At 32.7% G+C, this 22,389-nt stretch carries 19 protein-coding genes and 2 pseudogenes; 14 read left to right on the forward strand and 7 right to left on the reverse strand.

Going from position 1 to position 22,389, the window contains the following annotated elements:
• The first annotated feature begins 31 nt into the window (after nt 1-31).
• The 6 genes from lgb_RS05195 (at nt 32) to lgb_RS05220 (ending at nt 7,170) form a co-directional block, all read left to right on the forward strand.
• Complete coding sequence (locus lgb_RS05195; protein WP_046401197.1) at nt 32-862, forward strand: Rgg/GadR/MutR family transcriptional regulator; 831 nt, start codon at nt 32-34, stop codon at nt 860-862.
• Nucleotides 863-973: 111 nt separating this feature from the next.
• A complete protein-coding gene (locus lgb_RS05200; RefSeq protein ID WP_046401196.1) occupies nt 974-1,786 on the forward strand; it encodes an Rgg/GadR/MutR family transcriptional regulator in 813 nt (270 codons plus the stop codon).
• Nucleotides 1,787-1,827: 41 nt separating this feature from the next.
• Nucleotides 1,828-2,922, forward strand: coding sequence for a WxLIP family cell surface protein (locus lgb_RS05205; RefSeq protein ID WP_046401195.1), 1,095 nt, complete (start codon nt 1,828-1,830; stop codon nt 2,920-2,922).
• A gap of 14 nt (nt 2,923-2,936) precedes the next feature.
• On the forward strand, nt 2,937-3,251 hold the full coding sequence (locus lgb_RS05210; protein WP_019293933.1) for a hypothetical protein: 315 nt from the start codon (nt 2,937-2,939) through the stop codon (nt 3,249-3,251).
• On the forward strand, nt 3,248-3,937 hold the full coding sequence (locus tag lgb_RS05215) for a WxL domain-containing protein (RefSeq protein WP_019293934.1): 690 nt from the start codon (nt 3,248-3,250) through the stop codon (nt 3,935-3,937). The genes lgb_RS05210 and lgb_RS05215 overlap by 4 nt, the downstream gene beginning before the upstream one ends.
• 26 nt (nt 3,938-3,963) lie before the next feature.
• Nucleotides 3,964-7,170: a lectin-like domain-containing protein gene (locus lgb_RS05220; RefSeq protein ID WP_019293935.1), complete on the forward strand. Its 3,207-nt coding sequence runs from the start codon at nt 3,964-3,966 to the stop codon at nt 7,168-7,170.
• Between the two features lie 169 nt (nt 7,171-7,339).
• Here the strand turns inward: lgb_RS05220 and lgb_RS05225 are convergent, their stop codons facing one another.
• Together lgb_RS05225 and lgb_RS05230 are read right to left on the reverse strand one after the other, a co-directional pair.
• Complete coding sequence (locus lgb_RS05225) at nt 7,340-8,005, reverse strand: NAD(P)H-dependent oxidoreductase (protein ID WP_019293936.1); 666 nt, start codon at nt 8,003-8,005, stop codon at nt 7,340-7,342.
• 81 nt (nt 8,006-8,086) lie between these two features.
• The gene (locus lgb_RS05230; RefSeq protein WP_019293937.1) at nt 8,087-8,659 is read right to left on the reverse strand and encodes a TetR/AcrR family transcriptional regulator; all 573 of its coding nucleotides are present in this window, start codon (nt 8,657-8,659) and stop codon (nt 8,087-8,089) included.
• A 265-nt stretch (nt 8,660-8,924) separates the two neighbouring features.
• Here lgb_RS05230 and lgb_RS05235 point away from each other — a divergent pair, with 265 nt between their 5' ends.
• Entirely contained in the window at nt 8,925-11,567 is a 2,643-nt protein-coding gene (locus tag lgb_RS05235) for an HAD-IC family P-type ATPase (protein ID WP_019293938.1), read from the forward strand.
• A gap of 80 nt (nt 11,568-11,647) precedes the next feature.
• On the opposite strand, the gene lgb_RS05240 is transcribed toward lgb_RS05235, so the two are convergent.
• Entirely contained in the window at nt 11,648-12,097 is a 450-nt protein-coding gene (locus tag lgb_RS05240; protein ID WP_019293939.1) for a GNAT family N-acetyltransferase, read from the reverse strand.
• A gap of 191 nt (nt 12,098-12,288) precedes the next feature.
• On the opposite strand from lgb_RS05240, the gene asnA reads away from it, so the two are divergent.
• A complete protein-coding gene (asnA, locus tag lgb_RS05245) occupies nt 12,289-13,293 on the forward strand; it encodes an aspartate--ammonia ligase (RefSeq protein ID WP_019293940.1) in 1,005 nt (334 codons plus the stop codon).
• Nucleotides 13,294-13,481: 188 nt separating this feature from the next.
• On the opposite strand, the gene lgb_RS05250 is transcribed toward asnA, so the two are convergent.
• The gene (locus lgb_RS05250) at nt 13,482-13,919 is read right to left on the reverse strand and encodes a MerR family transcriptional regulator (RefSeq protein WP_019293941.1); all 438 of its coding nucleotides are present in this window, start codon (nt 13,917-13,919) and stop codon (nt 13,482-13,484) included.
• A gap of 210 nt (nt 13,920-14,129) precedes the next feature.
• Here lgb_RS05250 and lgb_RS05255 point away from each other — a divergent pair, with 210 nt between their 5' ends.
• From lgb_RS05255 to xerS, 3 genes and pseudogenes are all read left to right on the forward strand, one after another.
• The gene (locus lgb_RS05255; protein ID WP_019293942.1) at nt 14,130-14,513 is read left to right on the forward strand and encodes a cupin domain-containing protein; all 384 of its coding nucleotides are present in this window, start codon (nt 14,130-14,132) and stop codon (nt 14,511-14,513) included.
• Nucleotides 14,514-14,525: 12 nt separating this feature from the next.
• Entirely contained in the window at nt 14,526-15,578 is a 1,053-nt protein-coding gene (locus tag lgb_RS05260; protein WP_019293943.1) for a zinc-binding dehydrogenase, read from the forward strand.
• A gap of 315 nt (nt 15,579-15,893) precedes the next feature.
• Nucleotides 15,894-16,061 (forward strand): annotated as a pseudogene (gene xerS / locus lgb_RS10315) (tyrosine recombinase XerS); the annotation flags it as partial.
• A 77-nt stretch (nt 16,062-16,138) separates the two neighbouring features.
• On the opposite strand, the gene lgb_RS05265 reads toward xerS, so the two are convergent.
• Complete coding sequence (locus lgb_RS05265) at nt 16,139-17,203, reverse strand: InlB B-repeat-containing protein (protein ID WP_131005666.1); 1,065 nt, start codon at nt 17,201-17,203, stop codon at nt 16,139-16,141.
• A gap of 467 nt (nt 17,204-17,670) precedes the next feature.
• Between lgb_RS05265 and lgb_RS05270 the strand changes: the two genes are divergently transcribed.
• Both lgb_RS05270 and lgb_RS05275 read left to right on the forward strand, forming a co-directional pair.
• A complete protein-coding gene (locus lgb_RS05270; RefSeq protein ID WP_019293945.1) occupies nt 17,671-18,594 on the forward strand; it encodes an ABC transporter ATP-binding protein in 924 nt (307 codons plus the stop codon).
• Nucleotide 18,595: 1 nt separating this feature from the next.
• Complete coding sequence (locus lgb_RS05275; RefSeq protein WP_019293946.1) at nt 18,596-19,372, forward strand: ABC transporter permease; 777 nt, start codon at nt 18,596-18,598, stop codon at nt 19,370-19,372.
• A gap of 45 nt (nt 19,373-19,417) precedes the next feature.
• Here the strand turns inward: lgb_RS05275 and lgb_RS05280 are convergent, their stop codons facing one another.
• The gene (locus lgb_RS05280; RefSeq protein WP_019293947.1) at nt 19,418-20,317 is read right to left on the reverse strand and encodes a sensor histidine kinase; all 900 of its coding nucleotides are present in this window, start codon (nt 20,315-20,317) and stop codon (nt 19,418-19,420) included.
• Nucleotides 20,318-20,994 (reverse strand): annotated as a pseudogene (locus lgb_RS05285) (response regulator transcription factor).
• Nucleotides 20,995-21,215: 221 nt separating this feature from the next.
• Here lgb_RS05285 and lgb_RS05290 point away from each other — a divergent pair.
• Complete coding sequence (locus lgb_RS05290; RefSeq protein WP_029345824.1) at nt 21,216-21,932, forward strand: DUF1003 domain-containing protein; 717 nt, start codon at nt 21,216-21,218, stop codon at nt 21,930-21,932.
• Nucleotides 21,933-22,389 lie beyond the last annotated feature (457 nt).

The raw sequence follows: 22,389 nt of genomic DNA on the forward strand, positions 1-22,389 counted from the left end.
AAAACAATGATAAAGAGTGGTGAAATATTATATGAATCGTAAAATAAACAATAGATACGGAAAAATTTTTAAAGAACTGAGAGAAAAAAGATCATTACCTCTTTCTCATTTTGAAAAAATTGGTATTTCTAAATCTTCTTTAGCTAAATTTGAACGTGGAGAAACTATGATGAAATTTGATAGAGTAGTAAATGCCTTACAAGAAATGGATTTTACTTTAACAGAGTTTGAGCATTTTATTAATGATTTTTCACTTAGTTATATTGAAGAAAAATTAAAAGAAATAGAAGTGGCTGATTTTACACAAGATAGTACAAAATTGGAGGAAATCTATCAAGATACTAAGATAAGAGGTTACACTTTGACCTCTTTATCAGCCAAAGCATTATTTATGGGACTGACGGAAGAAGAAGAAGAACTTATTATCAATCACTTATTTGAAACAGAATCGTGGGGTTATTTTGAATTATCTATTTTTTATTTTACAATGGATTGTTTGAAAACGCGGGAAATATTGAAATTACTTCATCCCTTTCTTCTACACGGGCATACCTTTCTTGATATACAAGGTTATCGTGAAAGGTTTCTACAAGTTTCTTATAGAGCTGTAGCCCGCATGTGTTATACCAAAAATCAAGAATTAGCACATATAATTTTAGGAAATACAAGACTAGAAAAATATGAACATAGCTTGCTTTTGACAAATATTAGAAATATTATTGAAGGCTATTATATTTATACTTTTGAAAATCAATCAAAAGGAGAAGAACTTATGAATGAAGCAATCTGGATTTTTAACAAGCTTAATAGTCATAAGATAGCAGAATATTATCAGCACAGATATGATAAATATATTAAATAGAAAGATAGTGTTTAAGTCACTATCTTTTTCGTTTGTGCTCTTCGTGTCATAAAAGACACAAAAAAAATTCCTTTATATATTTCTGTTATCATGAAATAAAGGGGATGGGAAATGATTTACAAAAAATATGGGAGAATATTTAAAAAAATAAGAAATCAAAGAAGATATCCTCTCTCTTATTTTGAGAATGTGGGTATCTCTAAATCAGCGCTTGCCAAGTTTGAAAGAGGAGAAACGATGATTGGGCTTGACAGAGCTACTCGAGCGCTTCAAGAAATGGGTATTACACTTGAAGAGTTTGAGCAACTTATAAACGATTTCACAATGGATTATTATGATGAGTTTTTATTTGAAATTGAAAAAGCAGACATTGCTCAAAAGACTGAAGTTCTAGAACGCCTCTATATTCAAGCAAAAACGCATGGTGATTATTTACTCTCATTAGCAGTTAAAGGCCGGTTGGGTGTCTTAGAAACAGAAGATATAAATGAAATTGTGGATACATTAACTGAAATTGAGTATTGGGGATATTTTGAACTTTCATTTTTTTACTTTACAATGGATGATTTATCTGTAAAAGATATAAAAAAATTAATGCTAGATTTATTTTCTGTCAATACACCTGGATATAGGAGCTTTAAATACCGTCATCGTCTCTCGCAAATTGGATATAGAGCAATATTTATTTTTACAAAAAGGGGTTATCAAGAATATGCGAGACTTTTTTTTGATACCTGTGAACCTTATCATTTAGAGTATGATGTCTCTCTCACACATCATAGAGAACTCGTTATAGGTTTTTATATATATAAATTCATAGATAGAGAAAAAGGCTTGAAGAGGATTAATACAATTTTAAAAATATTTGAAAAAACAGGTGAGCAAGAACTGGCAGATTATACAAAGCTCAGGTTGGGTTTATAAGAAGACGTTAGAAAATTAAAAGAAGGAGGATTGAACTACAAATGAAAAAAATAAAATTTTTGGTTGCCTGTCTAGTTAGCATGTTTAGTCTCTATGTGATTATACAAAATAATAAAGTTTATGCTGATAAGGCCAATTTTTCAGTCAATCCAATCATAACAAAGAGTGATACGAGTAAAAACACTGGTTATTTTGACTTGTTAATGCAACCAGGAGAAGTCAGAGATGTATCTTTTGAAATCTACAATAGCTCTAATAGAGAAATCAAAATAAAGACATCTTTGGGTACAGCATTTACTGGAAGTACAGGTACTGTTGGTTATAAACCAGATGTTGTAAAACCCGATAATTCTCTTAAATATAATCTAAAAGACTATGTAACTACACCCAATGTTGTCAGAATTTCTCCAAAGTCGAAAAAAATTATATCAGCTATAGTGAAAATGCCAAATGCAATCTTTGATGGTGTAATGGCTGGAGGATTTAATTTTACTGAAGCAAATTCAGCTCCAACAAGACAATCTGAGAAAAAAGGCATTACTATTGAGAATGAATATCGATACGTCATTGGACTCATAATCCAGCAGTCAAGTAATTATGTAGCTCCTTGCTTAAATTTAGAAGGCGTATATGCGTCACAAAAGAATAGACGAAATTCAATTAATATTAATTTAACAAATACAGCTATGACCTATCTAATGGATATGAGTACTCAAATAAAAATATCTAAAAAAGATGATCCCTCAATTTCTTATTCTTATAATAATAGTCAGATGAAAATGGCTCCAAATTCAAATTTTGAGCTTGCTGTTCCTGCATATTTAAAAAAATCTGGAGGAGAACTGAGCACCTTATTAAAACCAGGGAAATATAAATTAATAATGACAGTCTATGGAGAAAAAGATGAAAAAGGAAAATTTAAGGAAATTGTCAACCAGCAACCCATACTATACAATCACAAATGGTCTTTCGAAAAAGAATTTGAAATCAGTGAATATACAGCTCAAAAATTAAACGAAAGTGATATAAGCATGGAGAAAAATAATTTAGGATGGCTTCTAGTTCCAGCGGCTTTAGTCATAGTAATGTTAACACTCGTCATTATTATACTCCTTACAAAACAAAAAACAGGATAAGAAAGGAAAATAAAGTGAAAAAATATTTATTATTGCTGTTGGTTTTATTTACAATGGCGCAACCTATTAGAGCAGATACTTATTCAATAGATTCTTCTGTAGTGACAGCAACTATAGGATTTACCAACAATCCAGACTTATCAGCAAATAAAAAACCAGAAGCTGAATCTTTCGCAGAAAGTGTAGTAATAGATAAAAAAATAGCTACCTTACCAGCTACGGGAGAAAGAACACAAGTGAAAATTTTTGGCGTTATCTTTGTTCTATTATCATTATATTTACTTATTTTAAAATATTTAACGATTTTTCGAGAAAGGAAAATTTTATGAAAAAAACAACCTTATTTTGCGCAACAGCAATTACAACTCTTACAGCATTAAGTTTAGCGACTAGTGCTTCCGCTCTATCAGTTGATGACACTCACTACACTACAGATGCATCCGTTTCATTTACTCCAAATACTACAGCGCCAGAAATTACAAATCCTGACGTTCCTAATCCAGGTACTGGTATTGACTCTGCTTTTGCTATAGATTATGCTTCAAATCTTGATTTTGGTAGTCATATGGTTGAATCAGGTGAAAGAACATATTATGCAACATTAGACAAAACAACAAATAATGCGCTAAGTGTTGTCACGCATGATCAGCGAGGAGAAACTACTGGATGGACACTATCAGTTCAACAAAAAGGACAATTCAAAAATACATCCAATACATCACTTGAAGGAGCATCCTTAAAATTTAGTAGTGGAGTAGCTATGAATACGTCGAGCACGGGAATATATGTACCAACATTCAATTCCTCTTTAGGAATTCTTGATCCTGATGCAACTTCAGCAACCCCGATTATGAGTGGAGATGGTACTGTCGGAGGATATGCCGTTGTATTTGGTACACAAGCAGATTATGGTACAAATGATAATACCAGTGGGCCAATTTCTTTAACTATTCCTTCAGCTAAAGTTGGGAGCTTTTCAACAACTTTAGAATATACTCTTGAAGCAGCTAGATAATTTCATCCAATTCATAGGAGGCAATAATGGGAAAGATAGCAAAAAAACTATTAAAGCACTTAATATTAAGGGCATTATTTCCACTTTTATTATTGTTCCCTTTAACTCTTGTAAAAGCTGAGACCAACAATATAATCGTTAATCCTGGAGATAAAATTGATACAGGGAATCATGATTTCTCTCCTACAGAATTAAAAGAAACAACAAATTGGGGCATTTTAGGTACAAGCAGTCCTTGGTGGGATGCAAATGGTTATACCTTAATGCTAAATAACCAAGGAAAAGATAAAGTTGGTTATGGTGTTTTTAAATATGCTCTGGACTTTAGTAAACCTGTTAAATTAACTGCATCATTTGGTGTGAATATTAATAATGCTTATACATATGCAGCTGGTGATAGCTTGGGTTTTATCTTGACAGATGTCAATGCTAATGAAATAACGAAAGGACAGTCAGGAGGAGGATTGGGAATTTTAGGTATTCCTAATGCCATCTTTGCAGGAAGGGACTTTTATTATAATTTTGGCATTCCGACCTACGATAGCTCTGTGGGACAAGTCACTGAGGGACCATTACTTGGTCGAGTTAATGGCTCAAGTCAGATTACAATAAGGCAAACGAGTGCCGATGGCTTATCACTTTTAAAACCCGATACTCTATCAGCAGTTTCAGCTCAATATGGTATTTTTAATAAAGGAAGTGGCTCAACTAAAAGTACAGGAATTGACTATGTACAACTTGAGTGGATTCCTACAGATGGAGGGATGGTGACTTCATCAGGCAAGGTTTCTGGTTATTTAAAACTAACTTACGGAAGTGGAGTGGATGCAAATGGTGATGTGAATGGCTCAACTACATCTGTCCTCTATGGAAATCCAACTGATTCTTCGCTTCAACTTTCTCAAATGTTGAGTATAGGAGTGGCTGGTGCAACTGGGGGGAATTATTCTGACCTTAGCTTTAATGCACAAAGTTCATACTTAACTGGTAGTAAAGCAACTCAAGATGTTAAAGTTAACTATATTAATGCTGTTACAGGCAAAAAAATCTTGACAAAAGAACAAGCGGTCATTCACGCAAATGTTGGTGATACTGTTTCACTTCATTCTCCATCAGCTAGTCCGGATAGCAATCGAGACTTTTATGAGTACCTCGCACCAGATTTAACGAGCGAAGGATTCACATTTAAAGGAATATCAACGGGAAATAGCATCGATACAAGCAACAATAACTCTACTTCGGATCTGACAGTACTTAATAATGATGAAATCATTACAACGCCTGAAGGATTAGAGACGCCAACAAATAATACATTTAATATTTATTATACTCCAACCTTACAATCAGCAAAGTTTATTTCGTGGTATAGTCAAGGAACACCGGGAACTAGTGAGGCTTTGACAGATATTTCAGGAACGGTATTCGCACAACCTTCAAATACTCCTACAACACCTGGAAAAGCTGCTGCTCTCCCAAAAGCTTTGTCAATTGAAGGCTATCTGGAAGATGCAGTGCCAGAACCTGCCTTAGAAATACCTAAGGGTTACAAAATTGCAAAAGTTATTGGACCTGACAAAAAAGTATACTCTTCAATCGAATTAGCCCGTTTAGCCAATCTTTTATTGTACATGAATGATAATGAATTCAATGTTGTTTTAGAAGCTAACACGCATCGAGCAAGTTTTAGTTATCAATATGGGAAAGGTACACCTGGTGTAGATGATAATACGGGGTTACCTAGTACTACACCTACAACTCCTGGACCCATGGCACCAGAGCTCCCTCAGATTTCTGCAGCAGAAGATCAACAAGGAACAACCGGAAGTCCAATAGCTTCTCCGATTATAAATCCTATAGATATACTTGGTTACAGCGTCACTTCAATTTTGAAACCAGGAAATACATTAGTGCCAGTTGCAACAGGAATCCATCCTGAATCAGATTGGATGTCTTGGGACTATAGTCAAGAAACTATTACCGGTGAGGACAGTCAGTTTGTGTATATTATTACACCAGACGTTCAAACAAGTATAGTTGGATTTGTGTATTCACCTGGAACACCGGGTGTAGACGAAGGAGGTATTCCAAGTGACAATCCAGTTATACCTGGAAAAGCAGCTCCGTTACCAGCGGCTCAAAAGATATCTGGAGTTACAAATGGTTTATTGACTATCGAAAAACCTAATATTCCAGCAGGCTATACCATTGATTATGTAATAGGTCCAGATGGAACAAGTTATTCAGTTGAAGGTACATTACTTACAATGATAAATATGAAAGGGCAAGTAACGACGGAAACTGTGGCAGCTGGAACAACAGCTTTAGAAGCTGCAAATAATCATCACCCGTACTTTATTATTGCCCCAAATATAATTGCAAATAATTTTGCGGTTTATTTAAAAGCGTTACCTCGAACATCTATGATTTATTTTGATGTGAGCAAGGTGGATGCACCTGATGAAGTTCCGCAACCTAAAAATATTACTCTCTCGCAAGGAGTAACGGGAAGTATTATCAGCAAAAATGATATTGATACAGCAGTATCTGCCCTTCAGGCCATGATTACAGATGAAAATGGATATGAAAAATGGGAAATTTCTCAAGTACTGGGACCAAACAAAGATGAGTTAGATTTGAATGTGATTGAAGGAAATAATAATGCTATTATTGGTCAATTACCAACTCTCATTAACAAGACGCCCTATTTACTAGGAGAATCTAGCGATTATAAAAATGATGATGGTGATAAAGTGGTCAATAATTATATTTTTAAGTTATCTTATTCAGGTAAATTACTACTAACAGTACCAGATACTCTTTCATTTGGTGATCATTTTGTGAATGGAGGTAATCCTGTTTATACTGGTCAGCTTAGTGATGATGTAATCGTTACTGATGAGAGAGCTATTTTAACGCCTTGGACCTTAACAGTAGAAGAATTGAGCCCAATTCAAGAGATAAACCCCATAACCCTTTTACCTCTTGTAAAAGGAGTCGGAGTTACTTTTACGGATTGCTTAAGCTTTGGAGAAAATGAAGAAACAGCAAAAACTTTGACCTCGAGCAACAGTATTGAAATCTTTAAGCAAGATTTTGGTACGAGCAATCCAATTACTGTTTTACCTCGATCTCATCCCTCAAAACAATTTTATCTTAAAGTTCCCGACGAAAAGCAGAAAGTGGGGAAAAACTATTCTGGAAAATTGGAATGGACAATTGAACTTGTAAAATGAGGGTTAAGATATAATCAAATCGTAAAGGAGGAAAGCTATAAGAAAAAGAAATATTAATGAAAGTGTTTTAAGTAAGATGTTAGAAGAAATTCTAACATCTTACTTTTATATAATGGATAAAATAAAAAAGAAGGCTCCCTTCTTTTTTATCGTATGTAATATATAAAGATTATTCTACAGTTTCTACAATCTCACTCAAACTTTGACGCTTTTTATTAGGAATTTCCGTTGCTCGATAACCAAAACCTGCCATATATGCGACACCAAATTCTTCTAAATCAATTAGTCCTTTTTCAGATAAATAATTTTCAACAGCATCGATATTAAAACCTTCGATAGGACAACTATCAATGCCTAGAAAAGAAGCAGTAGTCATCATATTTGCTAATGGGATATATGTTTGTTTTACCGCCCAATCATATTTTGCCTTGTCATCAGATAGTTTAAAATCTTCTGCCTGAAATTTTTTGAAAAATTGGCTTTGGGGTGAGTTTTCAGAATAAGGGAGCTCTAAAACATCTTCAACAATATGTTTGACATGGCTACTGTCATAAGAAACCCCTTTCTTAGCTAGAGCGATAATAAATTTATCTGCTCCATCTAGGCTATTTACTGCTCCCCAAGCCCGGCTTTTCAGGTCTTCCCGTATTTCTTTGTTCTCGATGACGAGAAATTTCCAAGGTTCATAGCCAAATGAACTTGGAGATAGACGCGCAGCCTCAAGGATTGTTGCCCAATCTTGCACAGCAATTTTTTTACTTCTATCGAATTTTTTTGTTGCAAAACGATTAGTGTGTGCCTTTAATATCATATTTCTTAATTGTTCTTGATTCATTTTTGTCTCCTTTTTTAGAACGCTTGTTCTCATAAAACTAAAAATATTAATACTCCGAATCACTCAGAATATTTTTATATTTTATAGAATTGATAGTGTTGTTTTAATAATATTTTCAAGCTCTGTCCGGCTCGTCGCTGAGCGTACAAGTACCCGAATGCCAATTAAAGCATTGTTTAAATAGCTTGCTAAAATACGTGTATCAGTATCAGCAGCTAATTCACCTTTTTCCTTCGCTTGATTTAGCAAAAGCACAAAAAAACTTTTTGTCTTTTCGAAAAAATGTTGAACTTGATCAGCAATATCACCATCACGTAAGGCGAGCTCAATTGCCGAATTTACAAAAAGACAACCTTTACGACATTCTTCTTTTGGAAATGCTGAGTCATTAAAAATTGCTTCAAACTTTTCTCGAATACTCATACTTTTAGCAGTAATCAAAACATAATTTTGACTCATATCTTGATCATACTTGTTTAAGATTTTGAGATAAAGTTGGCGTTTATCACCGTAAGTATCATAAATACTTCTTCGATGGATACCTAGATGGTCAACTAAATCTTGAACAGAAGTATGTTCATAGCCTTTTTCCAAGAAAATATCTGTTGCTCTATCTAAAATCACATCGTAGTCAAACTCTTTGGCTCTAGGCAAAATATTCTCCTTTCTATAAATAGTAGAACGCTCATTCTAATAATAACAGAAAGATATATCTGATGCAAGTTTGAGGAATTTTTGCATAAGAGATAAAAAATTTAAGACTAAAAATAAAAGTCAAAATGATAGGTTTTTTAATAAAATAATACAGAGAATATTATTTTATTATGTTTTAAATAGTTTGCATGATAAACTAGTAATAGGTACTCTTAAAAAAGATAAGTATTTTAATAAAAACTAAAAGAATTATGGGGGAATTATAATGAACTGGTTTCAATTATCAAAAGTAGATATATTAAAGAAGCTCCAAGTAGAAGAGGATGTTGGATTAGCAGAAGAGGAGCGCAAAAAAAGATTATCAGAAAATGGTTTTAACTTATTATCTGGAGAAAAAACTGAGGGAAAATTAAAAAAGTTTTTCAAACACTTCAATGATTTATTGATTTATGTATTGCTCGTAGCTGCACTACTTAAAGGAGTTAGTCAAGACTATATCGATATGTTTATCATTTTAATCGTTGTGGTTATAAATGCATTGATTGGTTATATCCAAGAGTCAAAAGCAAGCAACTCCTTAGACGGCCTAACGAGTTTAATGGGAACAGAGGCGACAATCGTCATTAGCGGTGAGAAAAAAGTTGTTTCGACCGATTCTTTAGTAAAAGGTGACATTGTTTTACTAAACTCAGGAGATATTATTCCTGCTGACGTAAGAATTTTAGAAGCGTATAATTTAGTTGTAGATGAAGCGATGCTAACAGGGGAATCAACCCCTGTACAGAAAAATGCTGATTCCATATCAACGGAAGTAGACTTAGCAGACCGTGTCAATATGGGCTATTCAGGTTCTTTAGTGAACAGCGGAAGTGGTAAAGCGGTTGTTGTTGAAACAGGTGACAACACAGAGATAGGGAAAATTAGTGTCCACCTGAAAGAGGTTGGTGTGACAGAAACGCCTTTGATTAAAAAGATGAAATATTTGAATAAACAAATATTTTTTATTCTTTTGATACTCATCGTTTCATTAGTTGCTTTCAGTTTCTTTCACCGGGATTTCACGTTTGAAGAAGCAACTTCCTGGATTATTTCACTGGCAGTGTCCTCAGTTCCTGAAGGATTGCCAGCAGTCCTTTCAATTATTTTATCTCTGGGTGTCACGCGCATGTCTGCAAAGAAAGCCATCATTAAAAAAATGCCAGCAGTTGAGACATTGGGAAGTATGGAAATTATCTGTTCCGATAAAACTGGTACCCTGACTAAAAATGAAATGTCAGTTTTGACAGTCTTGACTAAGAAAAAGATATTTGAAAAAAATCAAACTGAACAATGGAAAGATGACCTTAATATCTTTAATGAAGATTACCAACTCAAGAAGTTGGTTGAAACTGCTATTTATTGTAATGATACAAAAATCGATTACCATAATGGGCAAAGGACTGTGATTGGTAATCCGACTGAAGCAGCCTTACTAGAGTGGGCTTCTCATATGGAAACTACCCAAGATGAAAAGGTGCTGTATAAAATTCCGTTTGATTCCTCATACAAATATATGGCGACTCTAGTTGATGTAGATAATCAACGCTTTATTTACTTAAAAGGAGCACCAGATGTTTTACTTGGAATGGTAGATTATCAATTTGGCGATAACACAACAGAAAAAATTGACCCCGAACTATGGGATAAAATGATATCGAATCAAGCCAAAAAAGGCCAACGTATACTCGCTACGGCTATGAAAGAAGTTTCTTCGAATCAAAAAACAATTACACATGAAGATTTGAAAGAGAATATGGTTCTTGTTGGAATGTATGGTATCATTGACCCACCAAAACCATCTGCAATAGAAGCAATTAAAAAGAGCCACCGTGCTGGTATTTCCGTTAAGATGATTACCGGAGACCATAAAGATACAGCTGTCGCAATAGCGAAAGAAATTGGTCTGAAAAATACGGACAGAGCCATTACTGGTAAAGACATCGAAACGATGACAGACCAAGAGCTATCCGAAGTTGTACTTAAAAATGATGTTTTTGCGAGAACTACGCCAGAACATAAATTGCGATTAGTGAGTGCTATAAAAGCGCATGGCAAAATTGTTGGAATGACAGGAGATGGTGTGAATGATGCTCCAGCTCTTAAAAAAGCAGACATTGGTATCGCAATGGGGCAAAAAGGAACACAAGTTACAAAAGATGCTGCAGATATGGTTTTGGCAGATGATAATTTTGCTACTATTTCAGATGCAGTACGCGAAGGAAGACGTGTCTATGATAATTTAAAAAATACAATTTATTTTTCTTTACCAACAGCATTTGCTCAAGGTTTGTTAGTTGTTGTATCTATATTAATTGATCGCCCATTACCATTGACGTCAATCCAAATCTTGTGGTTAAATATGGTCACAACAATTACACTTTCTTTTGCATTAGGTTTTGAAAAAGAAGCACCTAATGTCATGGATAGACCCCCTCGAGATCCACACGAAAATATATTAAGCCGTTATGCTATCTTTAGAATGTTCTATGTTTCTATACTCTTAGCTGCTTTAGGCTTTTTAGTCAATAATATTGTTATATCTATGGGAGCAGCAACACCTGTAGCCCAAACTACTCTTTTAATGACCCTCGTTTTCGGACAAGTGTTTTACATGATAAATTGTCGAAGTATATCTAAGTTCTCTATCGACCAAAACATGTTTAAAAATCGTGTGTTGTGGCTATCATTGTTTATTTTATTGGTGCTGCAACTTGCTATTGTCTATATCCCAACAATTAGTAGTGCTTTAGGTACGACAAACATCGGGTTTCATAATCTTCTTTATGCATCCTTAGCTGGATTAACAGTTTTCGTCGTAGTAGAGCTAGAAAAATTTATTTCACATCGTCTCTTTTCTTTAGAAATTTAGCATAGAAAAAGATCTATCACTTTCGATGAATATCAAAATAAAAAAGCTAGTGAATAACTCAATTCATTAGCTTTTTTAGACTAATCTCGCTTCATGTATAACAGTGGATAGGGATTTCCTTGCTCATCGAACTCTGTTCTCTTATAGACTTCAAAGCCCATATATTCATAAAACCCTCTTGCGCGTGGATTTTGTTCATTCACAGCAAGATCATTAATGGAGTATTCAGTGATTCCATATTCGAGGAGTTTCTTGCCAAAGCCTTTACCTCTTTCACCAGATGCAATAAAAAGCATCTCTAGATGATGATCAACAATACCCATAAAACCAACTGGCATATCTTTATCATTTTTTAAGAGAATTAAACGAGGGATTTCCTTTAGTGCTTGAGGCACATACTTTTTAATATCATTTATTTCATTATCTGAAAGGAAGAGGTGTGTTTCTTTTACAGAACTTTCCCAAATCACCAATAACTTTTCTACTAAATCTTCAGATCTATCTTTTAAATCAATATCTATAACTTTCAATTTAACTATGCTCCTTAATACTTTACTAAGCTAATCCTAACACATGAAGTTCCTTATTTCAATTTATGGCATGACTAGAGTCTTTTTTTAGAAGATATTTTTTGTGTTTAATTATATTATATATATTTATACTAATTTTTATATTATGGTATAATATTCAATAAAATTAAAAAATAGGAGTTCTTAAAATTATGGAAAAAACCTTTATCCCAAAAGAATACAAATCAATACTGGATGTTTATGATACTCAAACAGCTATTGGATTTATTAAACGTTGTTTTGAAGAAGCGCTAACAGGAAGTTTAAAACTAAAAAGAGTATCAGCCCCACTTTTTGTTGACGATCATTCGGGTTTAAATGATAACTTAAGTGGAAACGAACGACCTGTAAAATTTGATGTACCAGTTTTAAATTATAATGGAGAAATTGTACATTCCTTAGCTAAATGGAAAAGAGCCGCTTTAAAACAATATGATTTTCATGTAGGCAACGGCCTTTACGCAGATATGAATGCCATTAGACGTGACGAAGAGTTAGATAATCTTCATTCAATTTATGTAGACCAATGGGACTGGGAGCGAGTGATTTCAAGAGAACAACGAAGCCTTGATTACCTAAAAGAAACCGTTCAAAATTTAGTGAATGCTATCGCAGAAACATCAAGTCGTTTACATACCAAATATCCAAAAGTAGAAACAGTCATAGATACAAATGTTTCCTTCATTACAAGTCAAGAATTAATAGATCTTTATCCCAACTTAACAGCAAAAGAAAGAGAAAATGTTTACGTTAAAGAACATCCGACTACCTTTATCTTACAAATTGGTGATATCTTAAGCCACGGTGAACCACATGATCAGCGGGCACCAGACTATGATGATTGGTCTTTAAATGGTGACTTACTTTTCTGGCATGAACCTTTAGGATGCGCAATGGAATTATCGAGTATGGGCATTCGTGTAGATGATAAAGCTTTACTTACACAATTAGAAAAGGCCAATGCCAACGATCGTTTAGCATATCCTTTTCATCAGCAAATACTCAATAATGAATTACCATTAACCATTGGTGGGGGTATTGGACAAAGCCGTATGTGTATGTTATTACTGAGCAAAGTACATATCGGTGAAGTACAAGTTTCTTTATGGGATGAAGAAACACTTAATGCTTGTAAAGATAAGGTCTTTTTACTATAAAAACTAGGGATGAAGGAAAGTAATTAGAGTTAAAAAATATAAAGTGTGTTTGAAGTTATTGCTTAATAATAAAAAATAATAAATAAAAAAACTTTTTTGGTTAGATTATTATCCTCCAAGGCATAAATGATAAAAGAAAATTTATAAAACCCATAGAGACTACTCTTCTCTATGGGTTTTATCTCAAGTTAAGAATGTGAATTTATATAGCTGTCCTTTATTTCTTGAGGTAAGTCCTCAGGAATTTTTCTTTTTACAGCTTGTTCATCGCCAGTACTCAAAGCTTCATCGTAATACCAACATTTGAACTTTAACATATCAAGTGTCTTATTCAGATGATTAATTTCTTCCTCAATCTGTTGTTTTTGGTCATTAAAGAGTTTTTTTCTTTCCTCGAGAGTTTCGTTACCAAGCTCCGTCCAGTCAATGAATTTTTTAATATCTCTAATTTTTAGACCAGATTTTTTCAGGCATTCAAAAACCCGGAGAGCTTCAATTTCGTCTTCAGAAAATTGACGAATACCCGATTTTCGCTCAATCTTTGGAAATAATCCTTCTTTATCATAATACCGTAACGTTGATATAGGAATATCAAACATTTTTGAAACTTCACCAATTGTATACATGTTTTCTACCTCTTTTAGTGAGAAAGTGTTTTGTACAATAATATCGTAAATATCATACGTTAACTTTCTTTACATACTAAATTATATCATAACAATTTTCTAATTATTTTTATAAAAGAAGTTTGAAATAAAATAATTTTACTTATTATTTGACCTAAAGTGCACTCTAGGGTATATAATAAATCTTACAATAAGAGAGGAGATAGAATAATGACAGATTATAATCCATTATTTGGTAAAGGTGAATTAAACATTGACTATGCAAAATTTTTTATTGGAGATTCTCATTTAAAATTTTTAGCAAGTCAAGGAGATATTTCAGTTAATAATGTTACGTTTGAGCCAGGAACTAGAAATGATTGGCACACGCATAGCAATGGTTTCCAAATCCTTCTTGTCACAGATGGAGAGGGCTGGTACCAAGAAGATGAAAAGCCTGCTCGAAAACTTACTAAAGGGGATGTCGTAAGCATTTCAGACGGTGTCAAACACTGGCACGGTGCAACAAAAACCTCTTGGTTTAGTCATATTGCAATTAGCAAGGGGACTACTACTTGGTTAGGAAAAGTAACAGATGAGTATGAAAATTTGTAAGGAGAATAGAAAATGAAAACAACAATTTTTGAAAAAGCAGGTTTGGTAACAGTTCAAGAAGTGGAAAAACCAAAATTACAAGCAGAGGATGATGTTATTATCAAAGTTGTCCGTGCCTGTGTTTGTGGATCAGATTTATGGTCGTATGCTCATGGAGACAACAAAGAAGCCCACTCTGAAAATACAGGACACGAGGCTATTGGGATTGTCCACGAAATCGGATCTGCTATTACCACAGTGAAACCTGGTGACTTTGTAATTGCTCCCTTTACACATGGATGTGGTGAATGTGATGCATGTCGTTCAGGATTCGATGGGACATGTGATCGACACCTCGGAGGTTCAAACTGGTCAAATGGTTTTCAATCAGAATATATTCGTTTCCACTATGCAAATTGGGCATTAATAAAAATTCCAGGACAACCCTCCGATTATACTGAAGGTATGTTAAAGTCCTTACTTACTCTGGCAGATGTTATGCCTACAGGTTACCATGCTGCGAGATGCGCCAATGTAAAAAGAGGAGACAAAGTCGTAGTTATTGGGGATGGTGCTGTTGGTCAGTGTGCAGTTATAGCCGCTAAAATGCGGGGCGCTTCTCAAATTATTTTGATGAGTCGTCATGCAGATCGTCAAAAATTAGCCTTGGAGTTAGGTGCAACAGATGTTATTGCTGAACGTGGAGAAGAAGGAATTGCAAAGGTTCGTGAAATTTTAGGTGGCGGTGCGGATGCTGCTCTTGAATGTGTTGGAACTGAATCAGCAATAGACCAAGCACTTGGAGTTCTTCACAATGGGGGACACGTTGGTTTTGTTGGTGTTCCTCACTATAATAACCGTCCGCTTGGTTCGACATTTGCACAAAATATTTCAATTGCCGGAGGTTCAGCATCTGTAACGACATATGATAAACAATTCTTGCTAAAAGAAGTTCTGGATGGAAATATTAATCCTGGTCGCGTATTTACTCAAACTTATGATTTTGAGAATGTCAATCAAGCTTATCAAGACATGCAAGATCGTAAAACAATCAAATCTATGATTGTTACGTCCAAAAGTTATTAAATTACAAGCAATGAGAAAAAGCCTTGTGTAGGTACTTAAAATAAATCTTCCTTAGCTGTATACTCAATAATATTAAAAAAATTAAACAAAAAAGACTATCCACAGATGGCCTTTTTTGTATTTTTATGTACATGTAAAAAATATATTCCACTGGAAATTGAAAAGTCTTAGTGAATAACTTAACATATAAATTAAAGGAGAAATGAAAAATCAATAAACACAAAGAAAAAATAAAGCCATTAAAATCACAGATATAGAACTTCATGAGTTGGAAAATCTACCAAAGTAGGCGAATAAAAAACTCGAAAAACAGAAGCAGCGGTCTATTACTTAGTACCAAAGTACTCTGAATCCTTTAAGGTTAAAGTATCGCCTCATACACTACGACATATATTGGCTACAAGGTTGTATTCAAAAATAAAGTCCCAAGTTTTAGTGAGTCAACAACTCGGACATTCAACAAGTAAATCAAATGATTTATAAAATAACTTATAAAAAAAGAGTCCAGAAATTAATAAATTTCTGGACTCAGTATAAAAAACATCTGGATACTTTTTATACTACACGTTAAAGTGTTTTTTATAATATAAGCTGATTGAACCTAAAATAATTAAAATAGTTCCGATTTCTAAAATAATTTCCGTATTATTTTCCCCCGTTTTAGGTAGTAGTTTTGTACTTTCAGCAGAGTTAAATGAATCTTGTTTTTGTAACTTACTCAGTGTGGAGATAATTGGTGTACTTTTGGCCGTATTGGTTACTGGATTACTTGGAATTACAGAATCAACTGTAGGCATATTGGTTGCTGGGTCACTTGGAATCACAGGATCAACTGTAGGCATATTGGTTGCTATGTCACTTGGAATTACGGGATCAACTGTAGGCATATTGGTTGCTGGGTTACTTGGAATCACAGGATCAACTGTAGGCATATTGGTTGCTGGGTCACTTGGAATCACAGGATCAACTGTAGGCATATTGGTTGCTGGGTCACTTGGAATCACAGGATTTGCAGTCCATCCAGCATAAAGTTGAATATTTTGAGTAAGCGGAGCTGGGAGAAACACATATTTAGTTATTGCTTCTGGCTCTAGATACCATCCAGAAAACATATATCCATCTCGAGTAGCAGGAACAGGGGGCTGTATTAAATTCGCCCCAGCTTTAGGTACATACATTATTGTACTATTATTATTCCCAGGATAGTTATCAAAAAATTCAATTGTATATTGTGCGAATTCTTCATAATTATGTACCCCCCAAGAGGTATTCCCATCTGTGAACTCTATATCTGTGGATATACCATCATTCATCCAAGTGCTATCAAAGGGACTAAAATCAGCATTTTTATAAGTTAGAGTAAGAGTTTGCGCAACAATGTCCATTTTTATTTCACTTGGACTAAAGTTCAGTTGATGGCTAGGGCTACTACTATAGTTACCTTTATAGGTTCCTATAATATACGGTTTTACAAGAGTCATATCGGGAAATCTTGAAGGTATGTACACTGTAACGATGAGATCTTCACCCGTTTGAGGATTATACGTTGTAGAATGGATCTGCGTTTCTTGAATAGTAACTTTAGTTGAAGCTTTTATCTGTTTTGGGAATATAATGACACTCATAATAAGAATGATTACCAAAAGGAACACTTTTTTGAAAATAGTTGTACTCTCCTAAGTTTTATTTTTATAAGTGTAATATATCACAATGCTTTTCTTAAATCTACCTAAAAACAATAAAAATATTAAATCTTAATAAAATTGTAAAATTGCAATTTGAACTAAAGTGGCATATGTATAATAAACTGGATAGTATGTTAAGATAAAATTAAAAAATATTATTGTGAGAAAAAAATTCAAGATAATATAGATTAAAAATATACGCTAAATCCATGTTTCAATAAATCATTTTCTGTTATTGAGATAAATTATGAGTTTGAAGTTTATATCAATTAGCCCCCTAGAAAAAAATATTCACAGTTGAATCTATTTTTTTAGTTAGAATAATAGTTTTAGAAATATTTATGATTTTCTTGAGAAATAATTGAATTTTTTGAGGTAAAGTAGATTAATAAATAAAAGGAGCAACAATGGAAAAAATATTACAAACCCAAAAATTATCAAAAAAGTATAAATCGCAATACGCATTAAAAGATGTTTCTATATCAATTTATAAAGGTGATATTTATGGCTTGATTGGGAGAAACGGAGCAGGGAAAACTACTTTATTGAAATTAATTACACAATTAATTTCTCCTACCGATGGTAAAGTCATTTTGTTTGGTTCAAATAGCAGAAATGAATGGGAAAGAAATCTTAAGCGAATAGGTGCAGTTATAGAAAATCCGGTAGCTTATGATATCCTATCTGCAAAACAAAATCTTGAGTTTTACTGCAAACTACGTGGAATCTCTAATTCCAAACAAATAATAAAAGAAACATTAGAATTAGTGCGTTTAGAAAATACCGGAACAAAAAAGTTTAAAAATTTTTCTTTGGGAATGAAACAAAAGTTAGGTATTGCCATTGCGATCCTTGCTCGACCAGATTTACTGATATTGGATGAACCTATAAATGGATTAGATCCTATAGCAATAACTGAATTCAGAAGAATGATTCTTAATCTTAATAGAACAGAAAATATGACAATTATTATTTCAAGTCATATATTAAGTGAACTATATCAAGTTGCAACTCGATTTGGGATAGTCAATCAAGGAAAGTTAGTTCGAGAAATCTCTAAACAAGAATTTGATGAGATGAGTGAAGAATACATTATTTTAAAAACGCCACAAGTATCCCAAGCAAGTCAAGTATTGGAAGAAAAATTGAATTATCCTTTTAAAGTTATTTCAGAAAATCAGATTAATATTTTTGGAAAAAATCACCATATTAATGAAGTAAATAAAACGTTACTCATGAGTCAAATAGAGATTGAAGAAATACATTACTTCAAACAAAATCTAGAAAATTATTTTACCAATCTTATCACAACTACTGAGGAGGAACGATAACATGTTTAATATTATTCGAGCTGATTTTTATAGGATTTTACATTCAAAGATATTTTATCTTACCCAGATTGCTTTGTTTGTAATGGTATTAGTGAATGTCTCTAGCCATACGACTTTTCTTGCAGGGATTCAATCAGATGATTTTATGAATGTAGTACATAATATTGAAAGAAGTAGTTGGACAGGAGCTACGGCACTTGTGGGTACAAGTTTGATGGCAGGGGCGTTAATATATTTTTACCTTCCGCTTTTCATTCTTAGTATTGGTTATGATTTAACTCATGGAACCATTAAGAATTTAATTAGTTCTGGATTTTCACGTCAAATAATTTTTGTTTCAAAATATGTTACCTTTCTTATTCTGTCAGCAGCTGAATATCTCTTTTACTATGTACTTGCTTTTTCTATTGCAAGTATTTCTTCTGGTATTGGTGTTTTTAAAGAAAATTTCTTATACAGTTTTTTTCAATCAATGGGAATACAATTTCTTTCACTTCAGGCGATATTTGCTTTGACAATATTAATTCTATATGTGTCTCGTTCAAATGTAGCAGCGGTTATAGCTACGGTTTCGTTTCCTGTTTTACTGTCTACAGTCTCCGTCCTTTTATTCCCCAAAAGTAAAATCATTCAATATTTTGACTTTCAAGGCAATATCAATAATACATTCCTTTCGATGCCAAAAGACTACTGGTTGAATGTTTCGCTTTTTTCAATTGTCTTTATTATTATTTGGAGTTCAATTAGTTATATTTGGTTCAAACGGCAAGAATTATAAAGTATAAAAGTAAATCAAAAAGGCATGAGTCCCTAAATATTAGGTTCATGCCTTTTTGATTATTTCCCAATTCAATATAGTAACAAATACGGGGGAATTATAAAAAATATCAAATTCACCATTTGTCTGTTCAACTAATTCTTTGACAATATAAAGTCCTAAACCTGAAGAAACTTCAAACGAAGATAAATTCTCAGAGTAAAAACGATTGGTTAATTTTTCTATTGCAACAATTTGCTGCTGAGTTTCATTTTTAATAATAATTGAAGCTCTATTTTTGTTAGAAGTAAGTTTTACCGAAAGATTATTTTTACCATGTTTTAATACATTCCCTAAAATGTTTTGCATAATGCGTTCAAATACATCTGAGTTATTATATATATAATATTCTTCATTTGGAAAATCAAAACTGACGTTAAATTTTTTATCAGTTAAACGATCATAGTACTGTAGAAATATATTCTTAAGTAGAGTATTTAAGTTGATTACTTCAATTTCAATTTTTTTATTTTCGAGTAATGCTTGATACTCTAGCAAAACTGTCAACCTTTTGGAGACAATTTCTAAGTTATTTTTTATTTTTATTAGAGCCATATCTTCAGCGGGTGAATTTTTAATAGTTTGCTGAAGATAACCGTTGGCAATAGTTAAAGGAGTACGAATATCATGAGCAATATTATGTAAGGCAAGATTAAAAGACTCTCTTTCATATTTTTCTAACTTTTGACTTTCAGATAAAGCATCAAACATAAAATTGATTTCTTTGCTCAATTTTTCGATTGTAGCATTATTTGTTGCATGAGTAATTAATAAATTAGATTTATTATTTATCTTGTATCTAATATCGTGACTAAGCTTATTCAATGCTTTGTTAAGAAAATAATATTTTAAAAGCAGAATAACAAATATAATTAAAGCAAAAATAATTATTCCTATACTATACATCTATTTGTCCATTCTTACACCTAACCCCCATAAGGTTTCTATATAATTATTTTTAGGGTCAAGTTGAGCTATTTTTTTTCGAAGATTACTTAAGTGAGTATTGATTGTATTGTCGCCAGCTAAGTAACTTTCTTTCCAAACAACTTCATAGAGATGTTCTTTAGTAAAAATTTTTTCTGGATGACTCATCAAAAGATAAATAATCTCAAATTCTATACGTCCAAGTATGATTTTTTTTCCTTATTATTTAATGAAAAATCTGAAGAATTCAGAGTTATTTGTTTAAAGCTTAATTGAGAATATTTGGATTCAGTTGTATTTGAATTCCTGAGTTGCACAGCTATTCGAGCAGATAATTCATCTAAATCAAAAGGTTTTGTTACGTAATCATTGGCACCGTTTAAAAGAAATTCACTAATTTTCTTTTTATCTCCTAGGGCACTCATAATAATAATGGGTACGTTATTTTTTAAACGTAATTCTTTGAGAACTTGATCTCCTTGTTTTCCTGGAAGCATAACGTCTAAGATAACAAGATTGATATTATTATTTTCAAAAAGAAGTAGTCCTTCTGTACCAGAAAAGGCAGAAATAACTACATATTCATTTTTGAATTGGTTCGTTAATATTGATTGAATTTCATCATTATCTTCGATAATTAATAATGTTTTTTTCATATTTTCTCCATAGGGGATAATTACCGTTTTGTATACTTTGTTTATTATAACTTAAAAAATCCATAAAGAATAGTAGGAATAACACGTAAAAAATTTAGTAAATATATTTTTTGCTTATGAATTTAATTTTATGGTATAGTTTTGCCATAGTACTTTCCTTCAAGATTTATAATGAAAGTTTAATGAAATCTGAGCAAAATGTAGAGCGGAGGCATAGAGAGATGAATAACACATATATTGACTTAGTCACAAAAAAAGTGCATAGTCTAGACGAAGGGTTATTGGTTAATGAACTGGATGAGAGTTTAAAAGCTTTGATAAAAGATGATTTCCCCTATTTATCAGGAGATAATTTTATTAGTCAAAAAAGCTTAGTCAATTATAGAAAAAAAAGAATTAATCAAATGATCACTCAAGATAATAAGGTAAATGCGAAGATGGACAGGCGTTTTAAAAAGTTTCACAACAGTGGTGATTATCAAGAAGTAGACGTACAGGCATCTTTGGACAAAACTAAAACAATAGGAACAAGGTTAGCAGATGTCGTTTCCAATTTCGGAGGATCATGGACTTTTATTCTTATTTTCCTTTCGATTCTAATCTTGTGGATTATAGTAAATACAATACACCTTTTTGGACTTCATTTTGACCCCTACCCTTTCATTCTACTTAATCTAGCATTGTCTATGATTGCGGCAATACAAGCTCCAATAATTATGATGAGTCAAAATCGCTCTGCAACATATGATCGTCTGAGTTCAAAAAATGATTATAATATAAATAAAAAATCAGAATTAGAAATCCGACTTTTGCATTCTAAATTGGATCATTTGATTCAAAAAGACCAGCCTATTAATATGGAAATACAAAAAATTCAAACAGATCTTCTTATAGACATGGATGTTAGATTGGAAAAAATAGAACAACAATTAAAATAAAACACTTATACTCGAGGTGGATTTTAAAATTGAGTAAAGATAAAAAATATTGAGTTAAAAATGAAAAAATTTAATAAAAAAATATACATTTTCATTACATTATAGGAAATTAAATGTGATGAATTTATACCAGATCGAACTTTGAAATTCTCAAGCGGAGTTAGCGTTTTAAATAGACATTAGTTGATTAGCTAGCACCGTGGGTAACTCATATATCAAAAAGGAACAGAAGTTATTTTGTTCCTTTTTGAATGAGGTCAAAAATATGTTTAACTTCGTTTATAGTAGCTTTTCTAAAATAATAATCCATAGGATTAAGTCCTTTCTCTATAGAAAATTGTAAAGACCATTATAACATTATTGGAGATAATATGAATTCAATTTAAGTAAAAGAGAGTTATAACACAAGTTTTTCGGAAAGATGTCTAATAAAAGGTTATGTTATAATATAATCTAT

This window comes from Lactococcus petauri (genome assembly GCF_023499275.1).
Classification (GTDB): Bacteria; Bacillota; Bacilli; order Lactobacillales; family Streptococcaceae; genus Lactococcus; species Lactococcus petauri.

What these genes read in the sequence shown, in the direction of transcription:
- lgb_RS05195 (WP_046401197.1), top strand. Translation starts at nt 32, where the DNA reads ATGAATCGTAAAATAAACAATAGATACGGAAAAATTTTTAAAGAACTG.
- lgb_RS05200 (WP_046401196.1), top strand. Translation starts at nt 974, where the DNA reads ATGATTTACAAAAAATATGGGAGAATATTTAAAAAAATAAGAAATCAA.
- lgb_RS05205 (WP_046401195.1), top strand. Translation starts at nt 1,828, where the DNA reads ATGAAAAAAATAAAATTTTTGGTTGCCTGTCTAGTTAGCATGTTTAGT.
- lgb_RS05215 (WP_019293934.1), top strand. Translation starts at nt 3,248, where the DNA reads ATGAAAAAAACAACCTTATTTTGCGCAACAGCAATTACAACTCTTACA.
- lgb_RS05220 (WP_019293935.1), top strand. Translation starts at nt 3,964, where the DNA reads ATGGGAAAGATAGCAAAAAAACTATTAAAGCACTTAATATTAAGGGCA.
- lgb_RS05225 (WP_019293936.1), bottom strand. Translation starts at nt 8,005, where the DNA reads ATGAATCAAGAACAATTAAGAAATATGATATTAAAGGCACACACTAAT.
- lgb_RS05235 (WP_019293938.1), top strand. Translation starts at nt 8,925, where the DNA reads ATGAACTGGTTTCAATTATCAAAAGTAGATATATTAAAGAAGCTCCAA.
- asnA (WP_019293940.1), top strand. Translation starts at nt 12,289, where the DNA reads ATGGAAAAAACCTTTATCCCAAAAGAATACAAATCAATACTGGATGTT.
- lgb_RS05250 (WP_019293941.1), bottom strand. Translation starts at nt 13,919, where the DNA reads ATGTATACAATTGGTGAAGTTTCAAAAATGTTTGATATTCCTATATCA.
- lgb_RS05255 (WP_019293942.1), top strand. Translation starts at nt 14,130, where the DNA reads ATGACAGATTATAATCCATTATTTGGTAAAGGTGAATTAAACATTGAC.
- lgb_RS05260 (WP_019293943.1), top strand. Translation starts at nt 14,526, where the DNA reads ATGAAAACAACAATTTTTGAAAAAGCAGGTTTGGTAACAGTTCAAGAA.
- lgb_RS05265 (WP_131005666.1), bottom strand. Translation starts at nt 17,203, where the DNA reads ATGAGTGTCATTATATTCCCAAAACAGATAAAAGCTTCAACTAAAGTT.
- lgb_RS05270 (WP_019293945.1), top strand. Translation starts at nt 17,671, where the DNA reads ATGGAAAAAATATTACAAACCCAAAAATTATCAAAAAAGTATAAATCG.
- lgb_RS05275 (WP_019293946.1), top strand. Translation starts at nt 18,596, where the DNA reads ATGTTTAATATTATTCGAGCTGATTTTTATAGGATTTTACATTCAAAG.
- lgb_RS05280 (WP_019293947.1), bottom strand. Translation starts at nt 20,317, where the DNA reads ATGTATAGTATAGGAATAATTATTTTTGCTTTAATTATATTTGTTATT.
- lgb_RS05290 (WP_029345824.1), top strand. Translation starts at nt 21,216, where the DNA reads ATGAATAACACATATATTGACTTAGTCACAAAAAAAGTGCATAGTCTA.